30 protein-coding genes are annotated in these 26,083 nt (G+C 68.7%); 24 read left to right on the top strand and 6 right to left on the bottom strand.

The window, feature by feature from the left end; genetic code table 11:
• Window positions 1-20 precede the first annotated feature (20 nt).
• The 4 genes from LTV02_RS15995 to LTV02_RS15980 all read left to right on the top strand — a co-directional run bounded on the left by LTV02_RS15995 (window position 21) and on the right by LTV02_RS15980 (window position 3,538).
• Entirely contained in the window at window positions 21-746 is a 726-nt protein-coding gene (locus LTV02_RS15995; RefSeq protein ID WP_408639366.1) for a response regulator transcription factor, read from the top strand.
• Window positions 743-2,215, top strand: coding sequence for a sensor histidine kinase (locus LTV02_RS15990; RefSeq protein WP_233040747.1), 1,473 nt, complete (start codon window positions 743-745; stop codon window positions 2,213-2,215). The genes LTV02_RS15995 and LTV02_RS15990 overlap by 4 nt, the downstream gene beginning before the upstream one ends.
• Window positions 2,216-2,268: 53 nt before the next feature.
• Window positions 2,269-3,189: an oxygenase MpaB family protein gene (locus LTV02_RS15985; RefSeq protein ID WP_233040746.1), complete on the top strand. Its 921-nt coding sequence runs from the start codon at window positions 2,269-2,271 to the stop codon at window positions 3,187-3,189.
• A 163-nt stretch (window positions 3,190-3,352) separates the two neighbouring features.
• A complete protein-coding gene (locus LTV02_RS15980) occupies window positions 3,353-3,538 on the top strand; it encodes a hypothetical protein (RefSeq protein WP_067714168.1) in 186 nt (61 codons plus the stop codon).
• Between the two features lie 22 nt (window positions 3,539-3,560).
• On the opposite strand, the gene LTV02_RS15975 is transcribed toward LTV02_RS15980, so the two are convergent.
• Window positions 3,561-3,965, bottom strand: coding sequence for a Rieske (2Fe-2S) protein (locus tag LTV02_RS15975; RefSeq protein ID WP_233040745.1), 405 nt, complete (start codon window positions 3,963-3,965; stop codon window positions 3,561-3,563).
• Between the two features lie 169 nt (window positions 3,966-4,134).
• On the opposite strand from LTV02_RS15975, the gene LTV02_RS15970 reads away from it, so the two are divergent.
• Window positions 4,135-5,130, top strand: coding sequence for a cation diffusion facilitator family transporter (locus tag LTV02_RS15970; protein WP_233040744.1), 996 nt, complete (start codon window positions 4,135-4,137; stop codon window positions 5,128-5,130).
• Between the two features lie 27 nt (window positions 5,131-5,157).
• The gene (locus LTV02_RS15965; RefSeq protein ID WP_233040743.1) at window positions 5,158-6,738 is read left to right on the top strand and encodes an adenylate/guanylate cyclase domain-containing protein; all 1,581 of its coding nucleotides are present in this window, start codon (window positions 5,158-5,160) and stop codon (window positions 6,736-6,738) included.
• Window positions 6,739-6,783: 45 nt separating this feature from the next.
• Here the strand turns inward: LTV02_RS15965 and LTV02_RS15960 are convergent, their stop codons facing one another.
• Complete coding sequence (locus LTV02_RS15960; protein WP_233040742.1) at window positions 6,784-6,957, bottom strand: CsbD family protein; 174 nt, start codon at window positions 6,955-6,957, stop codon at window positions 6,784-6,786.
• A 155-nt stretch (window positions 6,958-7,112) separates the two neighbouring features.
• Here LTV02_RS15960 and gvpJ (LTV02_RS15955) point away from each other — a divergent pair, with 155 nt between their 5' ends.
• From gvpJ (LTV02_RS15955) to LTV02_RS15920, 8 genes are read left to right on the top strand one after another with little or no spacing between them, the layout of a single operon-like run.
• Window positions 7,113-7,604 carry a gas vesicle protein GvpJ gene (gvpJ, locus tag LTV02_RS15955; RefSeq protein ID WP_233040741.1) on the top strand — a complete coding sequence of 164 codons (492 nt, stop codon included), beginning with the start codon at window positions 7,113-7,115 and terminating at the stop codon, window positions 7,602-7,604.
• A complete protein-coding gene (locus tag LTV02_RS15950; RefSeq protein ID WP_233040740.1) occupies window positions 7,601-8,386 on the top strand; it encodes a GvpL/GvpF family gas vesicle protein in 786 nt (261 codons plus the stop codon). The genes gvpJ (LTV02_RS15955) and LTV02_RS15950 overlap by 4 nt, the downstream gene beginning before the upstream one ends.
• A complete protein-coding gene (gene ccmI, locus LTV02_RS15945; RefSeq protein ID WP_233040739.1) occupies window positions 8,383-8,622 on the top strand; it encodes a c-type cytochrome biogenesis protein CcmI in 240 nt (79 codons plus the stop codon). The genes LTV02_RS15950 and ccmI overlap by 4 nt, the downstream gene beginning before the upstream one ends.
• On the top strand, window positions 8,612-8,902 hold the full coding sequence (gvpO, locus tag LTV02_RS15940) for a gas vesicle protein GvpO (protein ID WP_233040738.1): 291 nt from the start codon (window positions 8,612-8,614) through the stop codon (window positions 8,900-8,902). Before ccmI ends, gvpO begins: the two co-directional genes overlap by 11 nt.
• Window positions 8,899-9,249, top strand: coding sequence for a gas vesicle protein GvpJ (gene gvpJ / locus LTV02_RS15935; protein ID WP_233040737.1), 351 nt, complete (start codon window positions 8,899-8,901; stop codon window positions 9,247-9,249). The genes gvpO and gvpJ (LTV02_RS15935) overlap by 4 nt, the downstream gene beginning before the upstream one ends.
• Complete coding sequence (locus LTV02_RS15930) at window positions 9,239-9,991, top strand: GvpL/GvpF family gas vesicle protein (RefSeq protein WP_233040736.1); 753 nt, start codon at window positions 9,239-9,241, stop codon at window positions 9,989-9,991. The genes gvpJ (LTV02_RS15935) and LTV02_RS15930 overlap by 11 nt, the downstream gene beginning before the upstream one ends.
• Complete coding sequence (locus LTV02_RS15925) at window positions 9,991-10,206, top strand: gas vesicle protein (protein WP_233040735.1); 216 nt, start codon at window positions 9,991-9,993, stop codon at window positions 10,204-10,206. The genes LTV02_RS15930 and LTV02_RS15925 overlap by 1 nt, the downstream gene beginning before the upstream one ends.
• Before the next feature lie 2 nt (window positions 10,207-10,208).
• On the top strand, window positions 10,209-10,499 hold the full coding sequence (locus tag LTV02_RS15920; RefSeq protein ID WP_233040734.1) for a gas vesicle protein K: 291 nt from the start codon (window positions 10,209-10,211) through the stop codon (window positions 10,497-10,499).
• On the opposite strand, the gene LTV02_RS15915 is transcribed toward LTV02_RS15920, so the two are convergent.
• Window positions 10,441-10,782 (bottom strand): phage holin family protein, encoded by a 342-nt coding sequence (locus LTV02_RS15915; protein ID WP_233040733.1) that lies wholly within the window; start codon window positions 10,780-10,782, stop codon window positions 10,441-10,443. The genes LTV02_RS15920 and LTV02_RS15915 overlap by 59 nt on opposite strands.
• A 180-nt stretch (window positions 10,783-10,962) precedes the next feature.
• Here LTV02_RS15915 and LTV02_RS15910 point away from each other — a divergent pair, with 180 nt between their 5' ends.
• The 6 genes from LTV02_RS15910 to LTV02_RS15885 all read left to right on the top strand — a co-directional run bounded on the left by LTV02_RS15910 (window position 10,963) and on the right by LTV02_RS15885 (window position 21,329).
• Window positions 10,963-12,759, top strand: a complete 1,797-nt coding sequence (locus LTV02_RS15910; RefSeq protein WP_233040732.1) for a thiamine pyrophosphate-requiring protein — start codon at window positions 10,963-10,965, stop codon at window positions 12,757-12,759.
• 95 nt (window positions 12,760-12,854) lie between these two features.
• Window positions 12,855-14,405, top strand: coding sequence for an FAD-dependent monooxygenase (locus LTV02_RS15905; RefSeq protein ID WP_233040731.1), 1,551 nt, complete (start codon window positions 12,855-12,857; stop codon window positions 14,403-14,405).
• Between the two features lie 152 nt (window positions 14,406-14,557).
• On the top strand, window positions 14,558-16,441 hold the full coding sequence (locus tag LTV02_RS15900) for a serine/threonine-protein kinase (RefSeq protein ID WP_233040730.1): 1,884 nt from the start codon (window positions 14,558-14,560) through the stop codon (window positions 16,439-16,441).
• A gap of 10 nt (window positions 16,442-16,451) precedes the next feature.
• Window positions 16,452-17,624: a DUF7373 family lipoprotein gene (locus LTV02_RS15895; RefSeq protein ID WP_233040729.1), complete on the top strand. Its 1,173-nt coding sequence runs from the start codon at window positions 16,452-16,454 to the stop codon at window positions 17,622-17,624.
• A 22-nt stretch (window positions 17,625-17,646) separates the two neighbouring features.
• On the top strand, window positions 17,647-19,482 hold the full coding sequence (locus tag LTV02_RS15890; protein ID WP_233040728.1) for a serine/threonine-protein kinase: 1,836 nt from the start codon (window positions 17,647-17,649) through the stop codon (window positions 19,480-19,482).
• Window positions 19,479-21,329, top strand: coding sequence for a serine/threonine protein kinase (locus tag LTV02_RS15885; RefSeq protein WP_233041941.1), 1,851 nt, complete (start codon window positions 19,479-19,481; stop codon window positions 21,327-21,329). The genes LTV02_RS15890 and LTV02_RS15885 overlap by 4 nt, the downstream gene beginning before the upstream one ends.
• A 42-nt stretch (window positions 21,330-21,371) precedes the next feature.
• On the opposite strand, the gene LTV02_RS15880 is transcribed toward LTV02_RS15885, so the two are convergent.
• Entirely contained in the window at window positions 21,372-22,784 is a 1,413-nt protein-coding gene (locus LTV02_RS15880; RefSeq protein WP_233040727.1) for a serine/threonine-protein kinase, read from the bottom strand.
• Window positions 22,785-23,024: 240 nt separating this feature from the next.
• Here LTV02_RS15880 and LTV02_RS15875 point away from each other — a divergent pair, with 240 nt between their 5' ends.
• Window positions 23,025-23,465, top strand: a complete 441-nt coding sequence (locus tag LTV02_RS15875; RefSeq protein ID WP_233040726.1) for a GNAT family N-acetyltransferase — start codon at window positions 23,025-23,027, stop codon at window positions 23,463-23,465.
• Here LTV02_RS15875 and arsM read toward each other — a convergent pair.
• On the bottom strand, window positions 23,460-24,269 hold the full coding sequence (gene arsM / locus LTV02_RS15870) for an arsenite methyltransferase (protein WP_233040725.1): 810 nt from the start codon (window positions 24,267-24,269) through the stop codon (window positions 23,460-23,462). The two genes, LTV02_RS15875 and arsM, sit on opposite strands and share 6 nt — an antisense overlap.
• Window positions 24,270-24,387: 118 nt before the next feature.
• Here arsM and LTV02_RS15865 point away from each other — a divergent pair, with 118 nt between their 5' ends.
• The 3 genes from LTV02_RS15865 to LTV02_RS15855 are packed head-to-tail and all read left to right on the top strand — an operon-like array spanning window position 24,388 to window position 25,473.
• Window positions 24,388-24,756: an ArsR/SmtB family transcription factor gene (locus LTV02_RS15865; RefSeq protein WP_233040724.1), complete on the top strand. Its 369-nt coding sequence runs from the start codon at window positions 24,388-24,390 to the stop codon at window positions 24,754-24,756.
• A gap of 5 nt (window positions 24,757-24,761) precedes the next feature.
• Window positions 24,762-25,052, top strand: coding sequence for a hypothetical protein (locus tag LTV02_RS39500; RefSeq protein ID WP_332909581.1), 291 nt, complete (start codon window positions 24,762-24,764; stop codon window positions 25,050-25,052).
• 16 nt (window positions 25,053-25,068) lie between these two features.
• Entirely contained in the window at window positions 25,069-25,473 is a 405-nt protein-coding gene (locus LTV02_RS15855) for an arsenate reductase ArsC (protein WP_233040723.1), read from the top strand.
• Between the two features lies 1 nt (window position 25,474).
• Here LTV02_RS15855 and LTV02_RS15850 read toward each other — a convergent pair whose 3' ends face one another.
• Window positions 25,475-25,942, bottom strand: a complete 468-nt coding sequence (locus LTV02_RS15850) for a nuclear transport factor 2 family protein (RefSeq protein WP_233040722.1) — start codon at window positions 25,940-25,942, stop codon at window positions 25,475-25,477.
• Between the last annotated feature and the right edge of the window lie 141 nt (window positions 25,943-26,083).

Raw genomic sequence — 26,083 nt, 5'->3', positions numbered from 1 at the left:
AGCCATGGCCCGGTGTGTCTATGGTGAGGTCCGTGATCGATCGCCCAGCCGCCGCGCCGACCGTTCTGGTGGTCGATGACGAGCCCTACATCCTGGATCTGCTCACCTCCGCGCTGCGGATGAACGGCTTCGAGGTGCGCACCGCGGTGGACGGGCGCTCGGCGCTGGCGGCGGCCGCGCACGGGCCGGACGTGGTGGTGCTGGACGTGATGCTGCCGGATATGGATGGTTTCGCGGTCGCGCGGCGGCTGCGGGATTCGGGCAATAATGTGCCGGTGCTGTTCTTGACCGCCCGGGATGCGGTGCAGGACCGGATAGCCGGCCTGAATGCCGGGGGCGACGATTACGTCAGCAAACCGTTCAGCCTCGAGGAGGTGATCCTGCGTCTGCGGGGCATCCTGCGCCGAACGAAAGGCTCGGAAGCCGAACCCGCCGACGTGCTGCGTTACGCCGATGTAGTGCTCGACGCCGGCGCCCACACCGTGCACCGGGCCGGCACGCCGATCGTGCTGTCCGCCACCGAATTCAGCCTGTTGCGCTACCTCCTGGTCAATGCGGGCACGGTGGTCAGCAAGGCGCAGATCCTGGACCGGGTGTGGGGTTCGGCCACCGAGGCCCGCAGTGACCGGGCGGTGGAATCGTTCATCAGCCAGGTGCGTCGCAAACTCGACGCCGATCGCCCGCCGCTGATCCACACCGTGCGCGGCGTCGGCTACACCCTGCGCGCGCCCGACGAGTCCCGATGAGATTGCGGCGCTGGACCTTACGCACCCGGCTGCTGGTCGCGGTGCTGGCCATCACCGTCGCCGGGCTGATCGGATTCGGGGTGCTCGGCATCGCCATGCTGGCCCGCTCGGAAATGTCCCGCATCGACGGGCAGCTGAACGTGGTGGCCCGCGACCTGTCGGTGACCGATCGCCCGCCGGTGCCGCCCCCGAGCTCCGGCGACGACGAGGCCGGTCTGCCCTCGACCTTCCGAATCCTGTTCTTCGACAATGCCGGAAAGCAACTGGGCCGCCTGGGCATCGGCACCGCACCGGTGCAAATACCGCCCATGGACCGGGCATCGGTGACCGACCGGGGCGATGAACTGCTCACTGTCGGCGAGACCGGCAGCGAATCCCGTTGGCGGGTGCGCACTTTCACCCAGCCCGCCAACGACTTCCAGCCCGAGGGCGGCACCGCGGCGGTGATCATGCCCTTGGACGGCTACTACGCGACCATCCGGGAACTGCGCACCATCGAATTGGCCGCGGGCGCCGGGCTGCTGGTGCTCATGGTCGCGGTGGCGGCCTGGCTGGTGCGGGTGGGGCTGCGCCCGCTCTCGCGCATCGAGCACACCGCCGACGCCATCGCCGCCGGGGAGCTGGATCGCCGGGTCGAGCAGACCGACAACCACACCGAGGTCGGCAAACTCGGCACCGCCTTCAACGTGATGCTGGAACGACTGTCCACCACCATGGGCCGGCTCGCGGAATCCGAGTCGCGGCTGCGGCTTTTCGTCGCCGACGCCTCGCACGAACTGCGCACCCCGCTGACCTCGATCCGCGGCTACGCCGAACTGTATCGGCACGGCGGCGCGGCCGACCCGGACGCGGTGGCCATGATGATGCGCCGTATCGAGAACGAGGCCATCCGGATGGGCGTGCTGGTCGAGGACCTGCTGCTGCTGGCCCGCCTGGACGAGCAGCGACCCCTGGATCTGACCGAGTTCGATATCGCCGCCGTCGCCGACGAAGTGGTGCGCGACGCCCTGGCCAGGCATCCGGAACGCAGTGTCCGCGTGCATATTCCGGAGGGTCCGGTCTACGTCGTCGGCGACGAGAACCGCATGCGGCAGGTGCTGACCAATCTCGTCGGCAACGGCCTGGTCCACACCCCCGCGACCGCGCGCATCGACGTGCGCGTCACCCGCGCCCCGCAACCGCCGCCCGCCGAAGTGATGGCCGAAACCGGCGCGGACCTCCCCGCCGGTTCCGACTGCGTCCTCATCGAGGTGTCCGACGACGGCCCCGGCATTCCCCCGGACAAGGCCCCGCACGTCTTCGACCGCTTCTACCGCGCCGACGAAGCCCGCTCGCGCACCGGCGGTTCCGGCCTGGGCCTGGCCATCGTGGCCGCCGTGCTCACCGCCCACGACGCCCGGATCCAACTCCTCGACCGCCCCGGCGCAGGCGCCGACTTTCGCATTGTTTTCCCCGGAAATGGGTTCTGAAGAGCGAGAATCTTGAGTAACATAGCCGATGGCCACCCTGAGAAAGGATCCACATGACATCGGCGGCAGCGCAGCCCATCGATTCGTCCGGGCCCGGCGGGCACCCGCCGCTGACCCTCGAGCAGACGCGCATCCACATTCCGGGCATTCATCGCACCGGCACGAAAAGGCTCCCGAAACTCGAAGACGCCCTGGACTTCTGGCAGTTCTCCGGGGCGGCGGCGAATGTGGCCATGCAGATGGCCCGTCCGGGCGTCGGGCACGGGGTCGCGGACAGCAAGGTGGAATCCGGGGCGCTCATGGTGCACCCCTGGAAGCGCCTGCGCACCACCGCTTCCTATCTCGCGGTCGCCATTCTCGGTACGCCCGAGGAGAAGCTGGCGTTCCGGGAAGCGGTGAACGTGGCGCACCGGCAGGTGCGGTCCGAGCCGGGCGCGGCGGTGAAGTACAACGCCTTCGACCGTGACTTGCAGCTGTGGGTCGCGGCCTGCCTGTACATCGGCTTCGAGGATTCCTATCAGCTGCTCAACGGCAAGATGAACGCCGAACAGGCCGAGGCGTTCTATTCGACCTCCTCGACCCTGGGCACCACCTTGCAGGTGACCGAGCAGATGTGGCCGGCCACCCGCGCCGACTTCGACGTGTACTGGAACCGGGCGTGCCGGGAAGTGACCGCCGACGCCAAGATCCGGGCCTTCATCGACGACCTGCTGCATCTGCGCATGATCCACTGGTATCTGCGCGTGGTGTTCGGCGGACTGCTGCGCTTCCTCACCGCGGGCTACCTGCCGCCGTACTTCCGGCAGCAGCTGGGCGTGGAGTGGAGCGCTCTCGATCAGCGCCGGTTCGAGAACCTCTTCCTGTTCGTCGGATTCGTGAACCGCTTCATCCCGCGTTTCCTCCGGAACGCGGGCACCCGGTCGATGATGGCCGACGTGCGCCGCCGCCTGCACAAGCAGCGCGCCCTGATCTGATTCTTTGTAACCGAATGGTTGGCACTATTCGTCATGAGTGGTGCCGGGGAGTATCGGGTCCGCCTGGTTACAGTGATCGGCGGTCCCGGGTACCGGGACGTGATCCTGGCGTGGGCAAGAACTGGATGTCTCTACCGAATCGGTTCCGGGAGAAGGGGTTACAGTGGACGAGCTGGTCATGACCTCGAATGTGGAACGACTGCTGAGCGAGATCTTCGCTCGGTACGGCACGGTGGACGCCTTCTTCGAGCATCTGAAGGGCGTCCTGGACCACCCCACCCTCGAATTGCCGGTGCCCAGCGTCTGGCCGGGGGAGACCCCTCCCGGCGGCCGGCATCGACTGCGCTGACCCCGCGCGCGGGGCGGAGCTGTCAGGAGATCCGCAGCTCCGCGCCCGCGACCGTCACCGTCCGGGCCGCGAGCGGCTGTTCGGCCGGTCCGAGCACGACCGAGCCATCGGCCACGGCGAATGCGCTACCGTGGCAGGGGCACAGGATCTTGCCCTTGGCGATATCGCGAACCAGGCAGCCACGATGCGTGCATTTGGCCGAAAAAGCATGGAACTCACCGGGATTCGGCTGGGTGACCACGGTCGCCCGGTCCTTGAAGACCTTGCCGCCGCCCACCGGGATATCCGCGGCCGCGACCGTGAACGGGCCCTCGTCGGTCTGCTCGGCCGCCTGACCGGGGCCGCACCCCGCGATCGCCGCGACGGTGAGACCGGCGGCGCCGCCCAGAACGGCGCGACGGGTGGGATCGGAGGCATGCGGGGACAATGGACACGAGTCTTTCGAACGGTGACGGGCGGGCCCGCCGGCTATGGACAGCGACGTCGGCGACCCTACCCGTGCCGGGAACGGCCGCTCGGCTCGTACCCTGGCAAACTATTGCATAGATAGCAATCCGTGCATATGGTGGTCGTCGGTCTGACGAAGGAGACGAGGGATGGGCGCGGGACATTCGCACGAGCACGGCCACGGTGGCCACGGCGGGCACTCACACGGCGCGACCGCCGACAGCGACAAGCGCTGGCTGTCGGGCGCGCTCGCGCTGATCGTGGTCTTCATGCTCGGCGAGGTCGTGGTCGGCATCATGGCCAGCTCCCTGGCCCTGCTGTCGGACGCCGCGCACATGCTCACCGACGCGGCTTCGATCGTGCTGGCGCTGTGGGCCATCCGGCTCGCCGCCCGTCCCGCAGCCGGGCGCATGACCTACGGCTGGAAGCGCGCGGAGATCCTGTCCGCCCAGGCCAACGGCCTCACGCTGCTCTTGCTGGCGGCCTGGCTCACCTACGAGGCCATCCGCCGCCTGATCGATCCGCCCGAGGTGACCGGCGGCCTGGTGCTGGTGACCGCGCTGATCGGCATCGTGGTGAACGTGGCGGCCAGCTGGATGATCAGCCGCGCCAACCGCACCAGCCTCAATGTCGAAGGCGCCTACCAGCACATCCTCAACGATCTGTTCGCCTTCATCGCCACCGCGGTGGCGGGCGTGATCATCCTGCTCACCGGTTTCGCCCGGGCGGACGGCATCGCGACGCTGGTAGTGGTCGTGCTGATGGTCAAGGCCGGCATCGAACTGGTCCGCGCCTCCAGCCGCATCTTCCTCGAGGCCGCCCCCGCGAATCTGGATCCGGCCGAGGTCGGCGCGGCCATGGCGGCGGTCGATTCCATCGTCGAGGTGCACGACCTGCACATCTGGGAAATCACCTCGGGCTCACCGGCTTTGTCCGCGCACGTGCTGGTCGAACCCGGCCGCGACTGCCACAAGGCCCGGACCGAACTGGCGAAACTCCTGGACGACGAGTTCCACATCGAGCACGCCACCCTTCAGGTCGATCACGCGACGCCCGAATTGCTGCAGGTCGGGGATGCGGCCGACGCGCACTGCGAGGACTCGCACGGCCCGGCGCATCGCAGCCCGGCCAGCCACCGGCATTGACCAAGATCGCTGGCCTACGCTGCTGAGGTGGCCGACAGCGAGGTGACCTCAGCAGCCCTGGGCCCCGAGCCGTGGGGTTCGCGCTGGCTCGGACCCGCGGACGAGGGCGCGCTGCGCCGGCGGGTGCGGGTGCAGGTGCTGCTGACCGTTCCGGTGGTGGTGGCGAACATGATCGGCGTCGCGGTGGCGAGCGTGCTGATCGCCTTCGTGCTGCCCGGCCCGAGCGTGCTGACCCGGGAACTGGTGCTGTTGAACTTCGTGGCCGCGCCCGTCTACGGTCTGGTCGCCAGCCTGGCCGGACTGGCCATCGGCACCGCGTGGGCGCTGCGCACGCTGCGCTGGTCCACCGATCCCGATCGCATTCCCACCCCCGCCGAACAGGCCGCCGCGACCGCGGTGCCCCGGCGGCTCACCTTCCTGCAGGCCGCGCTGTGGCTGGGCGGACTGGCCGTGCTCACCCCGCTCTACGCCCGCCACGATCTGGCCTTCGTCGCGAAGATCGTGCTGGGCATGGGTTTCAGCGCCATCGTGGTGTGCGCCTACAGCTACCTGATCGCGGAATTCGCGCTGCGCCCGGTGACCGCCCGGGTGCTGGAAGCCGGCACCGCCCGCCGCCGCCGGGGCATCGGCGTCTTCGGCCGCTCGGTGCTGGTCTGGCTGGTCGGATCCGGCACCCCGATCGCCCTGCTCATGGCGGTCGGCGTGCTCGCCCTCACCGATGCCGACGTCAGCACCGCCCGCCTCGCGGTGTGCGTATTGGCCCTGGGCGGCGCCACGCTGGTCTTCGGCCTGCTGTTGCAGGTCCAGACGCTCGCCGCCACCGTCGCCCCGATCCGCGGCGTCCGCAATGCCCTGCGCCGCGTCGAGGACGGCGACCTCGAAGTGGCCGTCACCGTCTACGACGGCACCGAACTGGGCGAACTGCAAAGCGGTTTCAACCACACCGTCGCGGGATTGCGTGAGCGCGAACGCGTCCGGGACCTGTTCGGCCGCCATGTCGGCCACGATGTCGCCGAGGCCGCCCTCGCCGGCCCGCCCGAACTCACCGGCATCGAAACCGACGCGGCCGCACTGTTCATCGACATCATCGGCTCCACCACCATGACCGCGACCCGGCCCGCCACCGAGATCGTGGCGCTGCTCAACGAATTCTTCGGCATCGTCGTCGACGAGGTGGAACGGCAGGGCGGGCTGCTCAACAAATTCGAAGGCGATGCCGCGCTCGCCGTGTTCGGCACCCCCGCACCGCTGCTGGATGCCGCCGGTGCGGCCCTGACCGCCGCCCGCCGCATCCGCCGCCGATTGTCCACCGGCGCAATCGAAATCGACGCGAGCATCGGCGTCGCCGCGGGCCGGGTGGTGGCGGGCAATGTGGGTGCGCATCAGCGCTACGAGTTCACCGTGATCGGCGATGCCGTCAATGAGGCCGCCCGCCTGTGCGAACTCGCCAAGGCCGAACCCGATCGGGTACTGACCTCGGCCGCCACGGTCGCGGCGGCCGGCCCGCGCGAGCGAATGCATTGGGCGGCGGGTGAATCGGTGACCTTGCGCGGCCGCCTGAAACCGACCCGACTGGTCCGTCCACTAGCGGCCGCCCATCACGAATGAGCCGGGGCGCCGCTACGGCGCCCCGGCATCACGTCCATTCGGCGGTCAGTGCTTGAAAGCGTCCTTGACCTTCTCGCCGGCGTCCTTGACATCGGACTTGGTCTGATCGGTCCGGCCGCGCTGCTCCTGATCGGCATCGCCGGTGAGGTGGCCGAGCTTCTCCTTGGCCTTGCCCTTGACTTCCTCGGCCTTGTTCTTGGCCTTGTCGGTGGCACTCATGTCATTCCTCCTACTCGGTGGACCACGGACGGTCCGTTGCTCGACCTACCCGTCACATCCGGCCCGAAACGAGCTGAGAAACCTGGCAATTGGGGCATAGCCGCGGCCGGAGCGGGTAGGCGGCCGATAGAGAACGAACAAGGAGTTGGATACAAATGACAACCGCACTTCAACCCCGCGGCGGAGGTGGCGGCGTCGGCAGGCCGAACGCCAGCAGCCTGGCCGAGGTGCTCGACACGATCCTGGACAAGGGCCTCGTGATCGACGCGTATGTGCGTGTTTCGCTGGTCGGCATCGAGATCCTGACCATCGACGCGCGCGTGGTGGTGGCCAGCGTCGATACCTATCTGCGCTTCGCGGAGGCGGTGAATCGGCTCGATATCGCCGCGCAGGACCAGAAACCCGGCTTGCCGGACGTGGTCAAGGATGTGGCGTCGGGCGGAAAAGCCTCCACCGCCAAGGAAACCGTGGAATCGGTGACCAAGCAGCTGTCGGGAGCGTTGCAGGACAACAAGGGCGACGCGAAGGAATTGCTGGAGGCCGCCGGGCAGCAGATTCTCGGCGCGCTCGGCTCCGGTAAGGACGAGGACAAAGAGAAGGAACAGGCCAAGCCCAGGACCACGACCCGCCGGAAGACCCAATCATGAGCACCGCCGAAAACACTGGTAATCAAGCCGATCCGAATACCGCGCTGCTGATCTACGGCATCGTGCCCGCGGACGTGGAACCGGAGGTGGACGGCATCGGACGCACGCCCGCACCGGTGCGCACCGTCAAACACGGCCGGATCGCGGCGCTGGTGAGCGAGGTCCCGGCCGATCAGCCGCTGGACCGCGCCGAGGATCTGCAGGCCTTCTCCCGGGTGGTCGACAGCCTGGTCGCCGAGATGCCGGTCATTCCGGTGCGTTTCGGCGCGGCGCTGAGCGCCGCCGAGGAGGTGGAGCGGGAACTGCTCGAACCCAATGCCGATCGCTTCCGGCGCGCCCTGGACGAATTGTCCGGCCTCGCCGAATATCTGGTGAAGGGCCAGTACGTCGAGGACGCGGTGCTGCGCGAGATCCTCGCCGAGAACCGGCAGGCCGCCGAACTGCGCGAGACCATTCGCACCGCCCCGCCCGAACTGAGCCGCGACGCCCGCATCGCACTGGGCGAAACCATCAATGCCGCACTGGAATACAAGCGACAGGTGGACGGTGAGGTGCTGGTGCAGGCGTTGCAGGCGTTCACCGAACATCTGGCGCTCCGGCCGCCCACCCACGAGGAGGAAGTCGCCGATATCGCGGTGCTGGTGCCGGTGGCGAAACAGGACGAACTCATGCGACTGGTCGGCGATCTGGCCGAGCAGTGGCGCGGCCGCGTCGACCTGCGGGTCGTGGGCCCGCTCGCCGCTTGGGATTTCGTGGCCGCCGAGGGGCCGGACGCATCGTGATCGGCACCCTGCTCGGCCTGCCGCTGCTGCCCGTGCGCGGCGTGGTGGCGCTGGCCCGGATGCTGGCCGAGGAGGTCGACAAGGAGCTGTACGGCATGACCGCCATCCGGCGGCAGCTCGACGAACTGGAGCGGGCACGGGCCGCCGGACAGCTCGACGAAGCGGAATACCAGCGCGCCGAGCAGGAGGTGCTGAGCCGGCTGCTCAATCGGAAGGGAAGCGGCGGTGGCCACTGAATCGGGTTCCCGGGAACGGCTGTCCGCCGCCGCGGCCGCCGGGGCCGGGGTGCGGCACATCGCCGAACTGACCGGCAAGGAGATCCTGGGCGCCACCGGCGTGCAGCCCGCCGATGACGGCTGGCAGGTGGAGGTGGAAGTGCTGGAGGACACCCACATCCCGTCGTCGGAGGACATCCTCGCGCTGTATCAGGTGGACCTGGACGCGAGCGGAAATCTGTTGTCCTACCGCCGGATCCGGCGCGGCAAGCGCTGCGTGATCGGAGACGATCGGCGATGACCCTGTCTTCCGGCCGCTACCCGGCGAATCAGGCGCGCGGCGGTTCCGAACCGGCGAATCTCGGCGACATTCTGGAAAGGGTGCTCGACAAGGGCCTGGTCATCGCGGGGGACATCCGGGTGAACCTGCTGGATATCGAACTGCTTACCATCAAGCTGCGCTTGGTGGTGGCGTCGCTGGAGACGGCGCGCGAGGTCGGCATCGACTGGTGGGAGCGCGATCCGTGGCTGCGCGGGGACCGGGCGGTGACACCGCGTCCGGACGCCGCGGCACTGGACGAATTGCGTTCGGAGAACGAGCTTTTGCGGCAGCGCCTGGCCGAACTGGAGGAAGGCGATGGGAAGTGAGCGCGTGGTGTGGGTGTACGCGGTGCAGCGCGGGGACGATGTCGCGCGCACACCCGCCGGGGTGGGCGGCGAGGCGACCCGGGGCGTCACGGCCGCGGGCCTGACCGCGGTGGTGGGCACCGTGCCGGTGGACCGTTTCGGCGCGGAAGCCTTACAGCGCAACCTGAACGACTTCGATTGGCTGGCCGCCACCGCCGACGCCCATAACGCCGTCATCGAAGCGGTGGCCGACGGCCGGGCCGTCGTGCCGGTGCGGCTCGCGGTGCTGTGCGGCGACGACGAGGGCGTGCGCCGGCTGCTGAGCGACCGGCGGGACGATCTCGACCGCGCGCTGTCGCTGGTCGAGGGCCGAATCGAATTGGGAGTCAAAGCCTTTCAAGCCCACCGCGGCGATCCGGACCGCATGCCGCGGGCCACCTCCGGTGCCGAATACCTGAAGCTGCGCCGCGAATCGCTGCACCGCGACCGCACCGAGCGCGATGCCGCCGACCTGGCCGCCGCCGAACTGTTCCGCGAGCTGTGCCCGTACGCGGTGGCCGCCCGTCGCCGGCCCGTCACCGATCGCGCGCTCACCGGCCGCGACACCCCGATGCTGCTCAATGCCGCATATCTGGTCGATCACGCGCGAATCGGTGAATTCCGGGGCGCGGTGAACAGATTGGCGGACCATCCGCTGCTGATCGTGGAGCAGACCGGGCCGTGGCTGCCGTATTCGTTCGTCGCCGGCGCGGGCGATCTGTGATGAGCGAACCGCACCGGATCACGCCCGGGCCGGGCGATTCCGGCCTCGCGCACTACCGCGATCGGGAGATCGCGCTCATCGACCTGCTCGATCGCGTGCTGGCGGGCGGGGTGGTGATCTCCGGCGATATCACCCTCTCCATCGCCGACGTGGAGCTGGTCCACATCTCGCTGCGCACGCTGATCACCTCCGTCGCGAACCTCCTGGAAGGTTGACCATGCCCGAACCGGCCACTCCGAGCGAACGCATCGAACTGGATCCGGCCACCGTGGAGCGCGGTCTGGCCACCCTGGTGCTCACCATCGTCGAACTGCTGCGGCAGCTGATGGAACGGCAGGCCCTGCGGCGCGTCGAGGTCGGCGATCTGTCCGATCAGCAGATCGAACAGATCGGCACGACCCTGATGCGGCTGGCCGCGGCCATGGACGACCTGAGCGCCCATTTCGGGCTCAGCCCAGCGGATTTGAATATCGATCTGGGTCCGCTGGGTCCGCTGCTGCCCCGCTAGTCTTCGCTTTCGCCTGCGCCCGGACCACGGCCGCCGCGACCAGCAGCACGATGCCGACCAGCACCGCCGCCACCCAGTCCGGCAGGGCCAGCGCCAGCAGCAGGATCACCGCCGCGACCACCGCGCCGCCGCCGTACAGCCCGAGCAGTGCGGCCGTGGCGTTCAGTTTGGCTCGCGCCCCGAATTGCGGCATGCGCCCGATGGTTTCGCGCATCGCGCGCTCGGTCTGCTCACGCACGACCGCCCGCAACTGGTCGACGCCCAGCCCGGTCAGATTGGACACCGGGGATCCCTTGGATCCCGGATTCCCTGGCATTTCCACCATTTTTCCTTTACCTCCTGTCCCGGGCTCTACCCGTTCGCCGCACCCGCACACCGATCCCGCGGGCGTTTGCGGTGGTGGCTGCGCGGGTATCGCGGCAGCGACCGGGAGGCGACGAGGACACCACAGCTGGGAGAGACCATGAGCGAGCAGGTCGGCGATCATGTCGTGGCGCGACTACGGGAGTGGGGCGTCGAACAGGTCTTCGGTTATCCCGGCGACGGCATCAACGGTCTCATCGCCGCCTTCGGTCGAGCGGGCGACCGGCCCGCGTTCGTGCAGACCAGGCATGAGGAGATGGCCGCGTTCGCGGCCACCGGCTACGCGAAGTTCAGCGGCGCGGTGGGCGTGTGCACGGCGACCTCGGGGCCGGGCGCGATCCATCTGCTGAACGGGCTCTACGACGCCAAGCTGGACCATGTGCCGGTGGTGGCGATCGTCGGGCAGACCGCGCGCGGCGCGGTCGGCGGCAGCTATCAGCAGGAGGTGAACCTGCGGGTGCTGCTCGAGGACGTGGCCTCGGAATACCTGGTGGAGGTCAATGTTCCGAGCCAGCTGCCCAATGCCGTCGACCGGGCGTTCCGGACGGCGTGGACGCGGCGGGCGCCGACCGCGGTGATCCTGCCCGCCGATCTGCAGGAAGAGACCTACTCCCCGCCCGAGCACGCCTTCCGGCAGGTGCCCTCGAGTCCGCCGGGCGAACTGGCGGCCCCGCTGGTCATCGCGCCCGAGAGCGAGATCCGGCGGGCCGCGGAGATCCTGAACGCGGGCTCGCGGGTGGCCATCCTGATCGGGCAGGGGGCGCGCGACGCGGTGGACGAACTCATCGCGGTCGCCGAACTCACCGGTGCGGGGGTGGCGAAAGCCTTGCTGGGCAAGGATATTCTCTCCGACGACCTGTCCTTCGTGACCGGTCCGATCGGACTGCTCGGCAGCCGGCCCAGCTACGAGCTCATGCATGAATGCGACACCCTGCTCATCGTCGGCTCGAACTTCCCCTACAGCCAGTTCCTGCCCGAGTTCGGGCAGGCGCGGGCCGTGCAGATCGATATCGACGGCACCATGATCGGGATGCGGTATCCGACCGAGGTGAACCTGGTCGGCGCCGCCAAGCCCACCCTGGCGCGCCTGATTCCGCTGCTCACGCCCCGGCCGGACCGGGCCTGGCGCAACGAGCTCGAGGAGAGCGTGGCGCGCTGGTGGCAGACCCTGGAACGGCAGGCCATGCTCGAGGCCAAGCCGGTCAATCCGATGCGGGTGGTGTGGGAGCTGTCGCGGCGGCTGCCCGAGGATGCCATCGTGACCGCGGATTCCGGTTCCTCCACCAACTGGTACGCGCGTTTCCTGCGGTTCCGGGGCGCGATGCGCGGATCGCTGTCGGGCACCCTGGCCAGCATGGGCTGCGGCGTGCCGTACGCCATCGGCGCGAAATTCGCCCATCCCGATCGGCCGGCCATCGCGCTGGTCGGGGACGGCGCCATGCAGATGAACGGGATGGCCGAACTGCTCACCGTGCACCGCTACCGGCAGCGCTGGTCCGATCCGCGCCTGATCGTGTGCGTCTTCCACAACAACGACCTCAACCAGGTCACCTGGGAGCTGCGCGCCATGGGCGGCGCGCCGAAATTCGAGGAATCGCAAACGCTTCCGGATATCGACTACGCCGAATTCGCGCGCAGTGCCGGGCTGGGCGGGTTCACCATCGACCACCCCGATCAGATCGGCCCGGCCTGGGATGCCGCGCTCGCCGCCGATCATCCGGTGGTGCTGGACTTCCACACCGATCCGGAGGTGCCGCCGATTCCGCCGCACGCCACCTGGGACCAGCTGAAGGCGGTGACCGAGGCGGTGCTGCGCGGGGATCCGGGCGGCTGGCATCTGGTGGCGCAGGGCGTGAAAACCAAGGCGCAGGAAATGTTCCCGGCGCGCGGCCGGTGAACCCGGGGCGATCTGCCGAAATGCCTTCGCCGCGGCCGGGGTGAAGTGCGAAACTGGAGCTTCGGACGGGGCGTATCGACCGCGAGGAGCTCGGCATGGCCGCAGCGAACGTCGAGGTAGAGGTATTGATCGTCGGTGGCGGGCCGGTCGGGTTGACGGCGCGGGCGCTCTTGGAGCGCTGGGGTGTGCGAGTGCTGTTGATCGAGAAACATACTGAGCTATCGCCCTTTCCGCGGTCGCGGCTGGTGAATGTGCGCTCGATGGAGATCTTCCGGCAACTCGGCATCGCCGCGACCGTGAGCGAGCGCGGGTTCGCGCGCGAGTACGGGCGCATCCGGTTCCGGGACACCCTGTGCGAGCAGGATTTCGCGGCAGCGGCCATGGTGGGGATCGACGCGCCGATCGCGGAGAGCCCGGTCATCGGGGCCATCACCTCGCAGGATCGGCTGGAGCCGACGCTCATCGCGGCCGCGCGCACGCCGGTGCGGTTCGGGGTCGAACTGGTGGAACTGGCGGTGGACGACGACGGGGTGACCGCGGGGCTGATCGAGCGCCGGGCCGGGATCCGGACCCAGGTGCGGGCGCGCTACCTGCTCGCCGCCGACGGGGCGAATTCCACTGTGCGGCAAGGACTCGATATCGGCACGACCGGTCCCGGCGCCATGGCCGAGCTGACCACCGTCGTGTTCGATGCCGATCTGCGCGACTGCTGCGCCGCGCATCCGGCCGGGTTGTATTTCACCGCGTACGGCACCGTCGCGCCGCTGTATCCCGAGGGCGGCTGGGCCTGGTTCGGGCGGACCCCGGCGCACCCGCTGCGAACGGACTGGGCCGCGCATGTGCTGCGGGCGCTCGGGCCGCGCATCGACACGAAGGTCGAAGTGCTGCGCGTACAGCACTGGGTGATGAACGCCTTCGTGGCCGAGCGGTTCCGGCACGGGCGCATCCTGCTGGCCGGCGATGCCGCGCACGCCGTTCCGGTCACCGGCGGGATGGGCATGAACGCGGGCATCGCCGACGTGCACAACCTGTGCTGGAAGCTCGCGGGCATACTGCGCGGCTGGGCGGGACCGGAATTGCTGGAAACCTATGAGCCGGAACGACTACCGGTCGCCCAGCGGACGCTGCGGCAGGCGGTCGCCAACGCCCGGCTGGCCTTCGACGTCCAGGACAAGCGGGGCGAACAGTTGCGCAGCCGGGAACCGACCCCCGAACACGTCGAACTGCCTTGGTCGGAACGGTTTTTCGCCCAGCTCGGCCTGGTGCTCGGCGTCAGCTATCGCTCGGCCGCGGTGCTCGGCGTGACCGGCGCCGCGCCCGATCCCGGCACCGACTACCTGCCCACCGCCGGGCCCGGCGACCGGCTGCCGCACCGCTGGCTGGGCCCCGGCCGCTCCACCCTCGACACCCTCGGCGAATGGTTCACCCTGCTCGCGCCCGAACCGGCCCGCTGGACGCAAACCGCCGGCGCGCCATGGCCATTGCACGTCGAGACGCTGCCCGGCGCGCACGCGATCAGCTACGAACTCGAACCGGAGGAAGCGCTGCTGGTGCGGCCGGACGGGCATATCGCGGCGCGCCTGCGCAATCGCGGGCCGCACGAGATCACCGCGGCGCTGGCGGCCGTCACCCGCTCGGCGCCGTGACCGGCCCTGAACGAGGCCATTGCAATCCGGGTGTGCCGGAGGATCGTTGATGTTAGATTTTCCATCGGACTCGTTGTAAGCGGTCGAATACCCCGGGTAAGCGGTCGTTTCGCCGGTGGGACGGGTGCGACGCGTGTCGGGGAGATGGGTAATTGCTCGAGCCGCTGGCGGCAGATGAACCGGCCCAGGTCGGTCGCTATCGGATACTGGGTGTCCTCGGCAGGGGCGGAATGGGCCGGGTGCTGCTCGGCATCGGCCCAGACGGGCGTTTCGTCGCCATCAAACAGATTCACGCGCATTTGCTCGGCAATCAGGAATACCGGGACCGGTTCGCCAATGAGGTCACCATTTCCGCGCGCGTCTCCGGGGCCTTCGCGGCGGCCGTCATCGACTATTCCACGGCCGGGGACACGCCCTGGCTCGCATCGGTTTTCATTCCGGGCGTCGCACTCGACAAAGCCGTCGAGAATTTCGGCCCGCTCCCGGTCTCGGCGCTGCGCACGCTCGCCTCGGGGCTGGCGTCCGCGTTGCATTCGATTCACGACGCCGGACTGGTGCACCGGGATCTCAAGCCCGCCAATGTGATTCTGGCCGCCGACGGTCCGCGCGTCATCGACTTCGGCATCGCGCAGATGGTGGGCGACGCGGGGGAGCTGACCGGCGTCGGTGTGGTGGGCAGCGTGTCGTACATGTCGCCGGAGCAGGCGACCCGCCAGCAGATCACCTCGGCCAGCGATATCTTCTCCCTCGGCACGCTGCTGTATTGCGCTGCCACCGGGGTGAATCCGTTCGCGGCCTCGCTGCCGGCGCAGATTCTGGCCAATGTGGTCAATGACAAACCGCGGCTGGAACGGGTGCCGGTGGAACTGCGGGATCTGGTCGGGGCCTGCCTGCGCAAGGATCCGGCGGCGCGGCCGACGCCGGCGCAGATCCTCGACCACCTCGGGGTGCTGTCGGTGCGATCGCAGCCGTGGCCGCCGCTGATCCATCGCGCCATCGAGGAACAGGCGCAGCGCTTGCGCGCCTTCACCACCGATCCCGACGCGACCGGGGTGATCGTGCCCGCGGTGCCCGCGCCGTTGCTCCCGGCGGCCGCCCACGGCGGCACGATCACCCCGCGCCGACGGCGGGGACTGGTGCTGGGGGCGCTGGCGGCGGTGGTGATCGCGGTGATCGGCGGGGTGGTGGTGTTCCTGCGCGACGGTCCGGCCGGGGACGGCACGAGCGGCGCCCTGCCCGCGCTGGCCGAGCTGCGGTCCACGGATATGTGCGGCTGGTTGAAGCAGGCGCTCGGCCCGGTCTTGCCCGCGGAAGTGGTGACGGCTTCCTCCGGGGCCAAACGCGATATCGCGGCGTGGCGGTGGGGGCCGACGGTGACGTGGGGGTGCATCGGCACCTCCGGTGGCGATCAATTCGCGGTCGAAATCGGGCAGAGCGTGGACCGGTTCGCCGCCACCGGCGCCGAAGTCAATGGGTTCGAGCTGATCCGGCGCGGCACCGAATGTGCGTTCGCGGTGGCCAATGGGGGCACGGAGCAGCGTTGGGGCATCACGGTCGTGACCTCGGGCAGCGGTGAGTGCCTGCTGGCCCGGCATATCCTCGATCGGCTCACCGCGACGCTGTCCGCGCGACCGGCCGCCGCCGACGCTCGATCGCTGGCCGTGGTCGATCCCTGTGCGCTGCTCACCGATTCGGAGATCGCCACGGCGGGCGCGGCCGGACCCGGTATCCCGGAAGCGCACGGCTGCGTGTGGCGGGGTGCGACGTCGGTGGAATTGCAATTGGAGCTGCCGCGTCAAGTGGATGTGGTCACTCGCGGCGATGTGGTGGAGCTGGACAACGGCATTGTCATCGAACAACCGAACAGTTTCGATTCGGCCATGCATTGCCAGCGGCTCTATCGGTTCCGGGCCATCGACGAAACCTATGTGGAAACCGTGACAGCCCTGGTTATTTCGGACAAACAGGACGGATCGCAATGCGCTACGGCGACCTCGGTGCTCACCGCCGCCATTGCGCGGCTGCCGAAGAAATAGCATGAACGGTATGCGGGGGCGGCGATATCGCGCGCGCGGACTGGCGGTGCTGACCAGCCTGGTGCTCGGGGTGAGCGGGTGCGGGGAAGCCACGCCCGCACCGGATCTCGGACCCTATTCGACGGCCCGGGCGGCGGCCGATTACGACGGCAAGGCGAGCGCCGCACGCGGGATCCTGGTGGAGTCGTTGCGGATCGGCGAGCGCCTGGTGTTCGCGCAGCAGATCGACTCCGACCTCACCCATGGGCGCGGCGGCGGGGTGATCGTGGATCATGCCGGCGCGTCCGGCCCGCTCTCGCCCGCCGCCCGGACTGCCCTGCAGCCGTTCGAGGTGCTGGGCGGGTACAGCGCCGTGGCCGGGAATTCCGCGCAGCTCGGACAGCAGCCCGGGAAGTCGCTGACCGTCACCGTGCTGGCGCTGCCCAGTGACGAGCTGGCGGTGGCGGCGGCGCAGGCCATGGCGGCGGCCGACTTCGGGTCCGAGGCCGGGAACAGTATGCTGGCCATTCCCAATGTTCTTGCCGCGCAAGGGTACTGGCAATCGCGAGTGAAGATCGCGACCGCCTGGACCACGTGGAAATCCCTGGTGCTGGTCGTCAATGCCAAGTTCGAGAACGCGCGCGCCAGCCAGCTCGTCGACATGCTGGACCGGACCGTCAAGGAACAGGTGAGCGGCCTGTCCGGGTTCATGCCCACGCGCTCGGCCGACCTGCCGAACCTGAAGATGGATCCGGACGAACTGCTCACCGATCTGGTGCGGACCGGGACGAACACCCCGGACAAGCTGGAATTCGCGGTGTACGGGCCGCGCGCCTACGCCCTGCTGCTGGACCGGCCGTCGCAGCGGCTGTCGGAGTACAGGGAATTCAAAGTCGACGCGGTGGCGGTGGCGCACAACAACCAGCTCTTTCGCGCCGAGGACGGCGATGCCGCCGACTCGTTGCAGCACGCCATCGAAAGCGAGCTGAAGGCAACGGGTTACGAGAGCATGGACGCGGGCGCGGGCGTCACCGGCGTGCCCTGCTACCGGGCCACGCAACCCGACGCCCGCGTCATCGACGCCCGGCACTACGCCTGCCTGCTGCGGCACGGGGCGTACGTATGGCGGATCAACGGCAATCAGGAAGTGCCCGTGCGGCAGATGGCGGCGGCGCAGGCGGCGCTCTCGAGGGAGAATCGATGACATCGGCGAGGGAGGCGCGACGATGAAACCCCGGGGTCGGCACGTGCCGAAGCAACTGGGCCGCTACCGGGTGCTGGCGGTGATCGGGCACGGGGCCATGGGGGAGGTGCTGCTGGGGCGGGGACCGGACGGGCGGTTGGTGGCCATCAAGCTGATCCACCGCGAGCTCGCGGGTGACGTGACGTTCCATGCGCGGTTCCGGCGGGAGATCGAAGCGTCCAAACGGGTCACCGGGGCGTACACGGCGGGTGTGGTCGGGTACGACATCGACTGCGATCGGCCATGGCTGGCAACGGAATTCATCGCCGGTCCGACCTTGCAGGAGATGCTCGACAGCTACGGCAAACTGCCGTTGCCGGGGTTGAAGCTACTGGCGGTCGGGCTGGCGTCGGCGCTGCTGGAGATCCATCGCACCGAGCTGGTGCATCGCGATCTCAAACCGAGCAATGTGCTGCTCACCGCCGAGGGGCCGCGCGTCATCGACTTCGGGATCGCGCTGGCGCTGGAAACCGATGTGGCGCTGACCATGGCGGGGGTGCGGATCGGGTCGCCCGCGTACATGTCGCCCGAACAGGCGGGCGGGCAGTCGCTGACCATGGCGTCGGATGTGTTCTCGCTCGGGTCGGTGCTGGTGATGGCGGCGACCGGGTCGATTCCGTTCGGGTCGGCGGGACCGTTGCACGGTACGGCGGATCTGGGTGCGGTGCCGGCGGAGATGCGCGAGCTGATCGCCGCCTGCCTGAATCCCGATGCGGCGCTGCGGCCGACACCCGCACAGGTGCTGGACGCGGCCGAGCGGATTCCGGCCGATCCGGTGTGGCCGGGGCCGGTGCGGCGGCGGATCGAGGAATTCCGGATGGAGGCGGTGCGGTGGGCCGACGGGCCGGCCGAATCGGCCGGGCCCTGGAAACGGCTGCGGCCGTGGTATCGCCGGATCGTGGTGGGTGTGGCGGTGGGTTCGGTGGCGGTGCTGGCGGCGAGCCTGCTGGTGGATACGACGGTGCCGGGGCATGCCATCGCCATGGGTGATCCGCCGCTCGTGCTGACGGACAAGGAGATTCGCGGTCTGGACGTATGCGAGCTGCTCGGACCGGCGGTGCTGGGGGAATTCGGCACCTATGTCGACGAGCTGACCGCGGACGGGGCGATGGCGTGCGCGACCGGGATGACCGATACCGCCGGGCGGAAGCTGGAATACACGCTGTCCGTGGCCAATCCGGTGGGGACGGTGCGGGCGCGGAACGAGCCTACCGGGAGCACCATCGCGTGGATGCCGGTGCTGGGGCCGGCCGCCACCGCCGCCACCTGTGATCGCTATGTCATCACCCAGAGCGGGCTGCCGCTGTCGGTGAATCTGCGGGTTCGGGTGGCGAGCGGGGACGGGTGCGTGGCCGCGGAGAAGGCGCTGCGCGCGATCGTGCATCGGCTGTCGGTGAATCCGCCGTTGCGTGCGCTGCCCGCGAATTCCGTACTGGCCCTGGATCCTTGCACGTTGTTCGAGCGCGGAACCACCCCGGCGGGGATCGGGGATCCCGCCGTCTACACCACGTCCGGGCCGCACGGCTGTCTGCTGTCGGGCCGGGACGGGGAACTCACGCTCAGTTTCGACGAACGGCTGCGGCCCGCGTGGTCCGGTGCGCGCGGGCGCGGGTATCGCTCGGTCGACAGCCGGAATGCCTACAATATGGATCGCTCGCCGCAGCGGTGCTCCTACATCGTGCTCGCCCAGCCGACCACCGGGCGCAATGGGGAAATCGTTGCCGTGGACTATCTTTCGCGGCGGGTGCCCGAGAAGGACGCGTGTGAGCTCGCCGACGCCATCGCCGCTCCCATTCTGAAGAAGCTGCCGAGATTATGAGCATCGAATCCATCACCCCGGAGGATCCGCCGCGCATCGGGCCGTACCGCCTGCTGGGCGTGCTCGGCACCGGGCCCGGGTTCCGCACCTTTCTCGGTGTCGGGCCGGACGGGGGCGTGTACGTACTGCAACGCGTGGGTGCGCCGCTGCTGTCCGAACCGGATTTCCGGGCGCGGTGGCGGGCGAACGCAGTGGCTTCCATGCGGGTCGGCGGGCCGGGGAATCCCACGGTCATCGACGTCGACTCCGAGGATGAAAACCCTTGGCGCTCGTCGGTATTCGTGCCTGCCATCAGCCTGGACAGCATTGTCGCCCGACATCGGGCGCTGCCCGTGCCCGCCGTTCGAGCCCTCGCCGCCGGGCTGGCGGCCGCGCTCGACAGTGTGCACGCGGCCGGGCTGGTGCATCGGCGCGTCCGTCCCGACACCGTCGGATTGACCCGTGACAGTGTGCGATTGGCCGAGATCGGCATCCCGCCGCCGCCGGGGATGCCGCCGCTCGACACCCCTTATCTGGCGCCCGAACAGCGGCACGGCTATGACCCGGCGCCTGCGGCCGATGTGTACTCGCTCGGTGCGGTGCTCGTCTACGCCGCCACCGGCGAATCGCCTGCTGCTGACCTGCGATCGGTTCCCGCGCCGCTGCACGATCTGATCGCCGCCTGTCTGCGGCCCGACCCGGGCGCCCGTCCGACCCCCGCCCAGATCCTGCGCGGTCTCGGTAATCCCACGGCCGTCTCGTGGCCTACCTCGGTCCTGAACGCCATCGACGAACAAGAACAGCAAGTTCACCAGCTCGTCGCCGCCCAGCCCACCGTCACCACCGCCGGCGCCGCGCCCGCCGTGGGCGTACGCCTGTCCGAAGCGCTCAGTCGCACAACGGAATCCGGAACCGCCGGGGTCCGGTCCATGCGCAGGCGGCTGTCCCGCACCAGACCCCTGATCCGCATAGCCGCCGGCGTCGCGGCGCTGATCCTGCTCGCCGCCACCGCCACGGCCATCGCGGTAACCCGGGACGACCCGGCCCCCAGCACCGAACCCGCTCCGGTCCCGGGCATCTCCCTCGACCAGTTGCGCCGAACCGATGCCTGCGCCTGGCTCACCACCGCCCTCGGCGATTCCTTCCCGGCATCGCCAGCCACGCTCCCCAAATCCGCCTGGAAGCTCGCCGAAACCCCCAGCTGGGGCTGCCTGGCCGCCTCCTCCGGCTACGAACTGGAACTCACCCTCGGCCAGCACCTCACCGGCTTCACCCCGCAGCAATCCTTCGTCGACGGTATCGCCGTCCGCACCGGCGCCGCCCCCCGCTGCTCCCGCTCCATCGCCGCCGCCGCACCCGACACCACCTCCGGCATCACCCTCGAACTCCGCCAGCCCGCCACCGTGAAGAACTGCACCCCAATAGATCCCATAGCCACCACCCTCGCCCGCACCCTAACCACCGCCCCCACCTCACCCCGCCCCACCACCTCCTTCGCCACCCTCACCCCCTGCTCCCTCGTCACCCGCGAAGCAGTCACCAAAACCATCGGCCCCACCCCCCTCCAACCCTCCATCTCCGACGCCCACTCCTGCGTATGGGACGGCGGCGTAGAAGCCACCATCCGCCTCTCTCGCACCGGCACCTACACCCCCACCCCCGCCGAAACCAAAATCGTCGAAGGCGTCCGCATGTACCTCGACACCCCCGACGTCACCACCACCTGCACCCGCGAATACCTAGACCCCACCACCAACACCGAAACCCTCGCCGTAATCATCAGCTGGATAGACAGCACCCGAGAAATGAACTGCCCCATGGCCGAAGTAATCCTCCGAGCCGCAGTAGCCCGCCTCCCCACCCGCTGACCCGCGACAACCACCGGCACTGTCCACGCCGACGACGGGGGGTTATGAGCGGGGGAGGCTTTCCAGGGCCGCTTTGGCGGGGGCGTAGCCGGCTTGGGCGGACTTGCGGTAGGCGCGTTTGGCGGCGTCGGTGCGGCCCAGGGATTTCCATTGGTCGCCGAGGGCTTTGAGGGCGACCATGTCGCTGTCTTGCTCTACCTCGCGGTAGAGGAGTTCGGCTCGGTCGGTTTCGCCGCGGGCTTCGTGGACGGCTGCGAGGTGGACCTTGCCCAGGACGTGGCCGTGGTCTACGTAGCGGCGGTACCAGTAGGCGGCCTGGTTGAGGTCGCCGGATTGCAGGCACATGTGGCCGAGGGTGAGCATCGAGAGGGTTTCGCCGCTTTCGGCGGCTCGGCGGTACCAACGTTCGGCTTCGGTTCGGGCGCCGCGGTTTTCGAGTAGTCGGGCCAGGAAGGACATGGCCAAGGCATCGTTGGAGGAGGCGGCCTGGCGGAGTAGGCGTTCGGCTTCGCGGATGTTGCCGCGCTGCTGGTATTCGCGGGCGCGGGCCAGCAGCTGGCCGACCTCGCCGCGTTTGCGGCCGCTTTCGGGGGATCGCGAATTGGTCGGGGGGACCAGCTGTTTGGGGGCGGGAGGCGTGCGCTCGGTGAGCAGCAGCAGTGCTTCGCTGATGGAAGGGCGTAGTTCCGGTTGTTTGTCCATCAGCCGGGTGATGAGGCGGGCGAGCTGGCCGGCGCGTGCGGGTAGGGGAGCGGCCGCGAACATCACCGCTTTCATGGTTCCCTGGATGGTGTCGCGGCGAAACGGCGAAACGCCTTCCACCGCCTGGTACAGGGTGACGCCGAGGGAATACAGGTCGCCCGCGGGGGTGTCGTCGCCGTCGATGCGTTCGGGCGCCATGTACTCGAACGACCCGATGATGGTCTCTTTGGCGGTCAGCGTGTGATCGGAATGATGGCGGGCGGTACCGAAATCCGTCAGCAGCACTTCTCCGCCGGCGCCGAGCAGAATATTGCCCGGCTTCACGTCACGATGCACGACCCCGGCATCGTGCGCGGCCCGCAGCGCCCGCAGCATCGCGTCCGCGATAGCGCCGGCATCCGCCACCCCCACCGGCCCCTCGGCATCGACCCGCTGTTTGAGCGACCGCCCAGCCACCAGATCCATCACGATCCACGGCGTCCCGCCATCGGTGACCACATCCAGCACACTCACGATATTCGGGTGATCCCGCAGCCGCACCGCATTCCGAGCCTCCCGCTCGGCCCGCGCGACCCGCTCGGCATGCTCCGCATCCGACTCCGCCTGCGGCAACAGCACTTCCTTCACCGCGACATCCACCCGCGACCGCTCGTCCCGCGCCTTCCACACGGTCCCGAACCCGCCACTACCCAGCTTCTCGATCAACCGATACCGGCCACCCAGCACCCAGCCCGGTCGTCCCAGCGCCGACATGAACGCCCCTAGCAGCTCTGTGCCTCTGCACCATTCGCAACCAGACAACCGTACTCGACCGCTCCGGCCAGCGCGATCGACCCGGATCGCCGGGGACGCGACGATGCTCCGTGATGTCCCACCCACACGGGACGTTCGACATTTACCGTGGCTTATGTGGCAGTCATCCACCGGGAAACGCCCATCGGTGAACTCACCATCCGACCCGCACAACCCGACGAGGCGGACATCATCCTCGACTTGCTGACCGAGGCCTCGGCCTGGTTACGAAGCCGAGGCATCGACCAATGGCCGCAACGCTTTCCCTCGGCCTCGGTGCAGCAGCAAATCGCCCGAGGCGAATCCTTGCTGGTACTCGAAGCAGGAACCCCGATCGCCACCATCGCAGTCACCGACCGCAACACCGAATTCTGGGAAACAGATGACCCTCCCGCCTACTACATCTCCCGCCTGGCCATCGCGCGCCGCGCAGCAGGCGCCGGCCTCGGCTACCGCATCCTGGACTGGATCACCGCCCGCGCCGCCGCCGATCGCCGTCGATACGTACGACTGGCCACCTCGAGCGACAACCCCCGACTACGCCGGTACTACGAACAAGCCGGCTTCGAACATGTCGCAGACCCGCCGGGCACCCGATGGCCGACGAGTCTCTATCAACGAAACGTCGTTCGGGAGCTATGAACAGCAGTCTGTGCCGCAGCATGAGCGCTCGCCGCGTTGTGCGGGTTGGACGGCTTTGATGATTGCGGAGTGCATGCCGTCGGCTACGGGATGGGTGGGGGTGATTTCGATTTGTTCGAATCCGGCTGATTGCAGGAGGGTTCGGTATTCGGTGAAGGAGAGTGCGCCTGCTATGCAGCCGACGTAGTCGCCGCGTTCGGCTCGGGCGGTGGGGGAGAGGGCGTCGTCGGCGAGGACGTCGGCTATGCCGATTCGGCCGCCGGGGGTGAGGACGCGGGCGATTTCGGCGAATACTGCGGGTTTGTCGGTGGAGAGGTTGATTACGCAGTTGGAGATCACTGCGTCGATGGTGTTGTCGGGGAGGGGGATTGATTCGATGGTGCCTTTGATGAACTCGACGTTGGTGGCCTCGGCTTTGGTGGCGTTGGCTCGGGCGAGGGTGAGCATTTCGTCGGTCATGTCGAGTCCGAATGCCTTGCCGGTCGGTCCGACTCGGCGGGCGGAGAGCAGGACGTCGATGCCGCCGCCGGAGCCGAGGTCGAGGACGGTTTCGCCGGTGCGGAGGTCGGCGACGGCGGTGGGGTTGCCGCAGCCGAGGGAGGCGGCGACGGCCTGGATGGGTAGTGCGTCGCGGTCGGCGGAGGCGTAGAGGCCGGCGCCGAAGTTCTGGTCGATGTCGGCTTCTCCGGTCCCGCAGCAGGTGGTGCCGCAGCAGTCTTCGGCGGATTTGCCGTCGGTGACCGCGATGGCGGCCGCCGCGTATCGGTCGCGCACTGTCTCGCGCAGGGCGTCGGCTTCTGGCATGGGAATCACTCCTCTTGGAGGCCGCCCGGGGCCGGTTCGTACCCGGCTGATCGGCCTGTATTGACGATTGTCGATATACAGTCTGGCGCGCTGATTCGATATCTGTCAATATTGATGAGTGTCGAAACAGGAACTGCCGGTGATCGCCTCCACTGACTGCTGCACCACCCTCGGAACGCCTCTTGATGCCGAGACCGCGGTCGATCTGGCGGCGGCGTTCAAGGCGCTCGGGGATCCGGTGCGGCTGCGGCTGTTGTCGATGATCGCGGCCGCAGGCGGGGACGAGGTCTGTGTCTGTGAGCTCACGCCCGCGTTCGACCTGTCGCAGCCGACGATCTCTCATCATCTGAAGGTGTTGCGCGAGGCCGGGCTGTTGACCTCCCAGCGGCGCGCGACCTGGGTGTACTACCGGATTGTTCCCGCTGCGCTGCAACGTCTTTCCGATATCCTCGCCCCGGCCGGGCTGACCGTCCCCGCCTCGGCATAAGCGCGATGGGTACGCCGCCGCTGGCGCGCCGACTGGCCGCCGAGGCGGTCGGAACCGCCATGCTGGTCGCGGTGGTAGTCGGGTCCGGCATCGCCACCCAGCAGCGGTCGCCGAACGACACCGGCTTGCAACTGCTGCAGAACTCCACCGCAACCGTCCTCGGCTTCGCCCCCACCGCCGCACCCGGATTCATCGCCGCCCAACTCCTGGGCGCACTGCTGGGACTCGGTGCGGTCTCGGTCTTCCACCCTCCACTGCAGCCGACGACATCGTCCTCCCACACCCCGACGCGCTGAAAGGCCCCCTGCCGCAATGACATCGGTCCGCCCCAGCGTGTTGTTCGTCTGCGTCCACAACGCCGGCCGCTCCCAAATGGCCCACGGCTTCCTCACCCACCTCGCCGGTGACCGAGTCGAAGTCCGCTCCGCCGGCACCGCCCCCGCCGACACCATCAACCCCGTCGCGGTCCAGGCAATGGCCGAACTCGGCATCGACATCACCGCCCAAACCCCGAAGGTCCTCACCGCCGACACCGTCGAAACCTCCACAGTCGTGATCACCATGGGCTGCGGCGACACCTGCCCCTACTTCCCCGGAATCTCCTACCGCGACTGGAAACTCGACGACCCCGCCGGCCAGAACATCGACGCCGTCCGCGCCATCCGCGATCAGATCGAAACCCACATCCGCGAACTGCTCACCGAACTCGCGCTCTGATCTACACATTGCGCACCTCGCAGGCCGCGCCGGGCTGGTCGTCGAATGCCTGCGCGACGGCGAGACTGTCCTCATAGACGTGGTGGCGGGTGACGAGTCCGTGCTCGACGGTCAGATGCAGTGCGAATCGCGAGCGATACGCGCGCCCGGTGCGGCGGGCCGTCTGGCGAATCTCGCCCAGTACCACCGCATCCGGCCCGTCGACGAGAATGCGCTCGACCACGGTTCCGGCTTCCTCTGGTAGATGATGCCGGGCAATCCCCTCGAAATGCGCGGCGGCATCGGCACGTGTGGCGCGGTGGCGAATCCACGGGGTGGCAGGTCGATCGTGCTCATACTCGGGCCAATTCAGCTTCCAGTCACTGACCTCGGCGTACATCGAGGCGATAGCCTCCGTGTCACCGGCACCGATACGGCGCAGCAATTCCTCGACGACCGTGCGGGTGGAGCTCGTTCCGACTTCGTTCATGTCCGACATCCTTTCGGCGACCGCACATCTCGTCGATTACGTGTGAGGTAACGCCCTCGGTGCGGAGGCGGCTCGAGCCGTCGTGATCATGCGGTCACGGTAATGGGCGGCGCCGGCATGCCGCGTTCGGTGGGGATGGTT

Source organism: Nocardia yamanashiensis, assembly GCF_021183565.1.
In the GTDB taxonomy this organism is placed as follows: domain Bacteria; phylum Actinomycetota; class Actinomycetes; order Mycobacteriales; family Mycobacteriaceae; genus Nocardia; species Nocardia yamanashiensis.
This window is presented reverse-complemented; position numbering and strand designations above follow the sequence as displayed.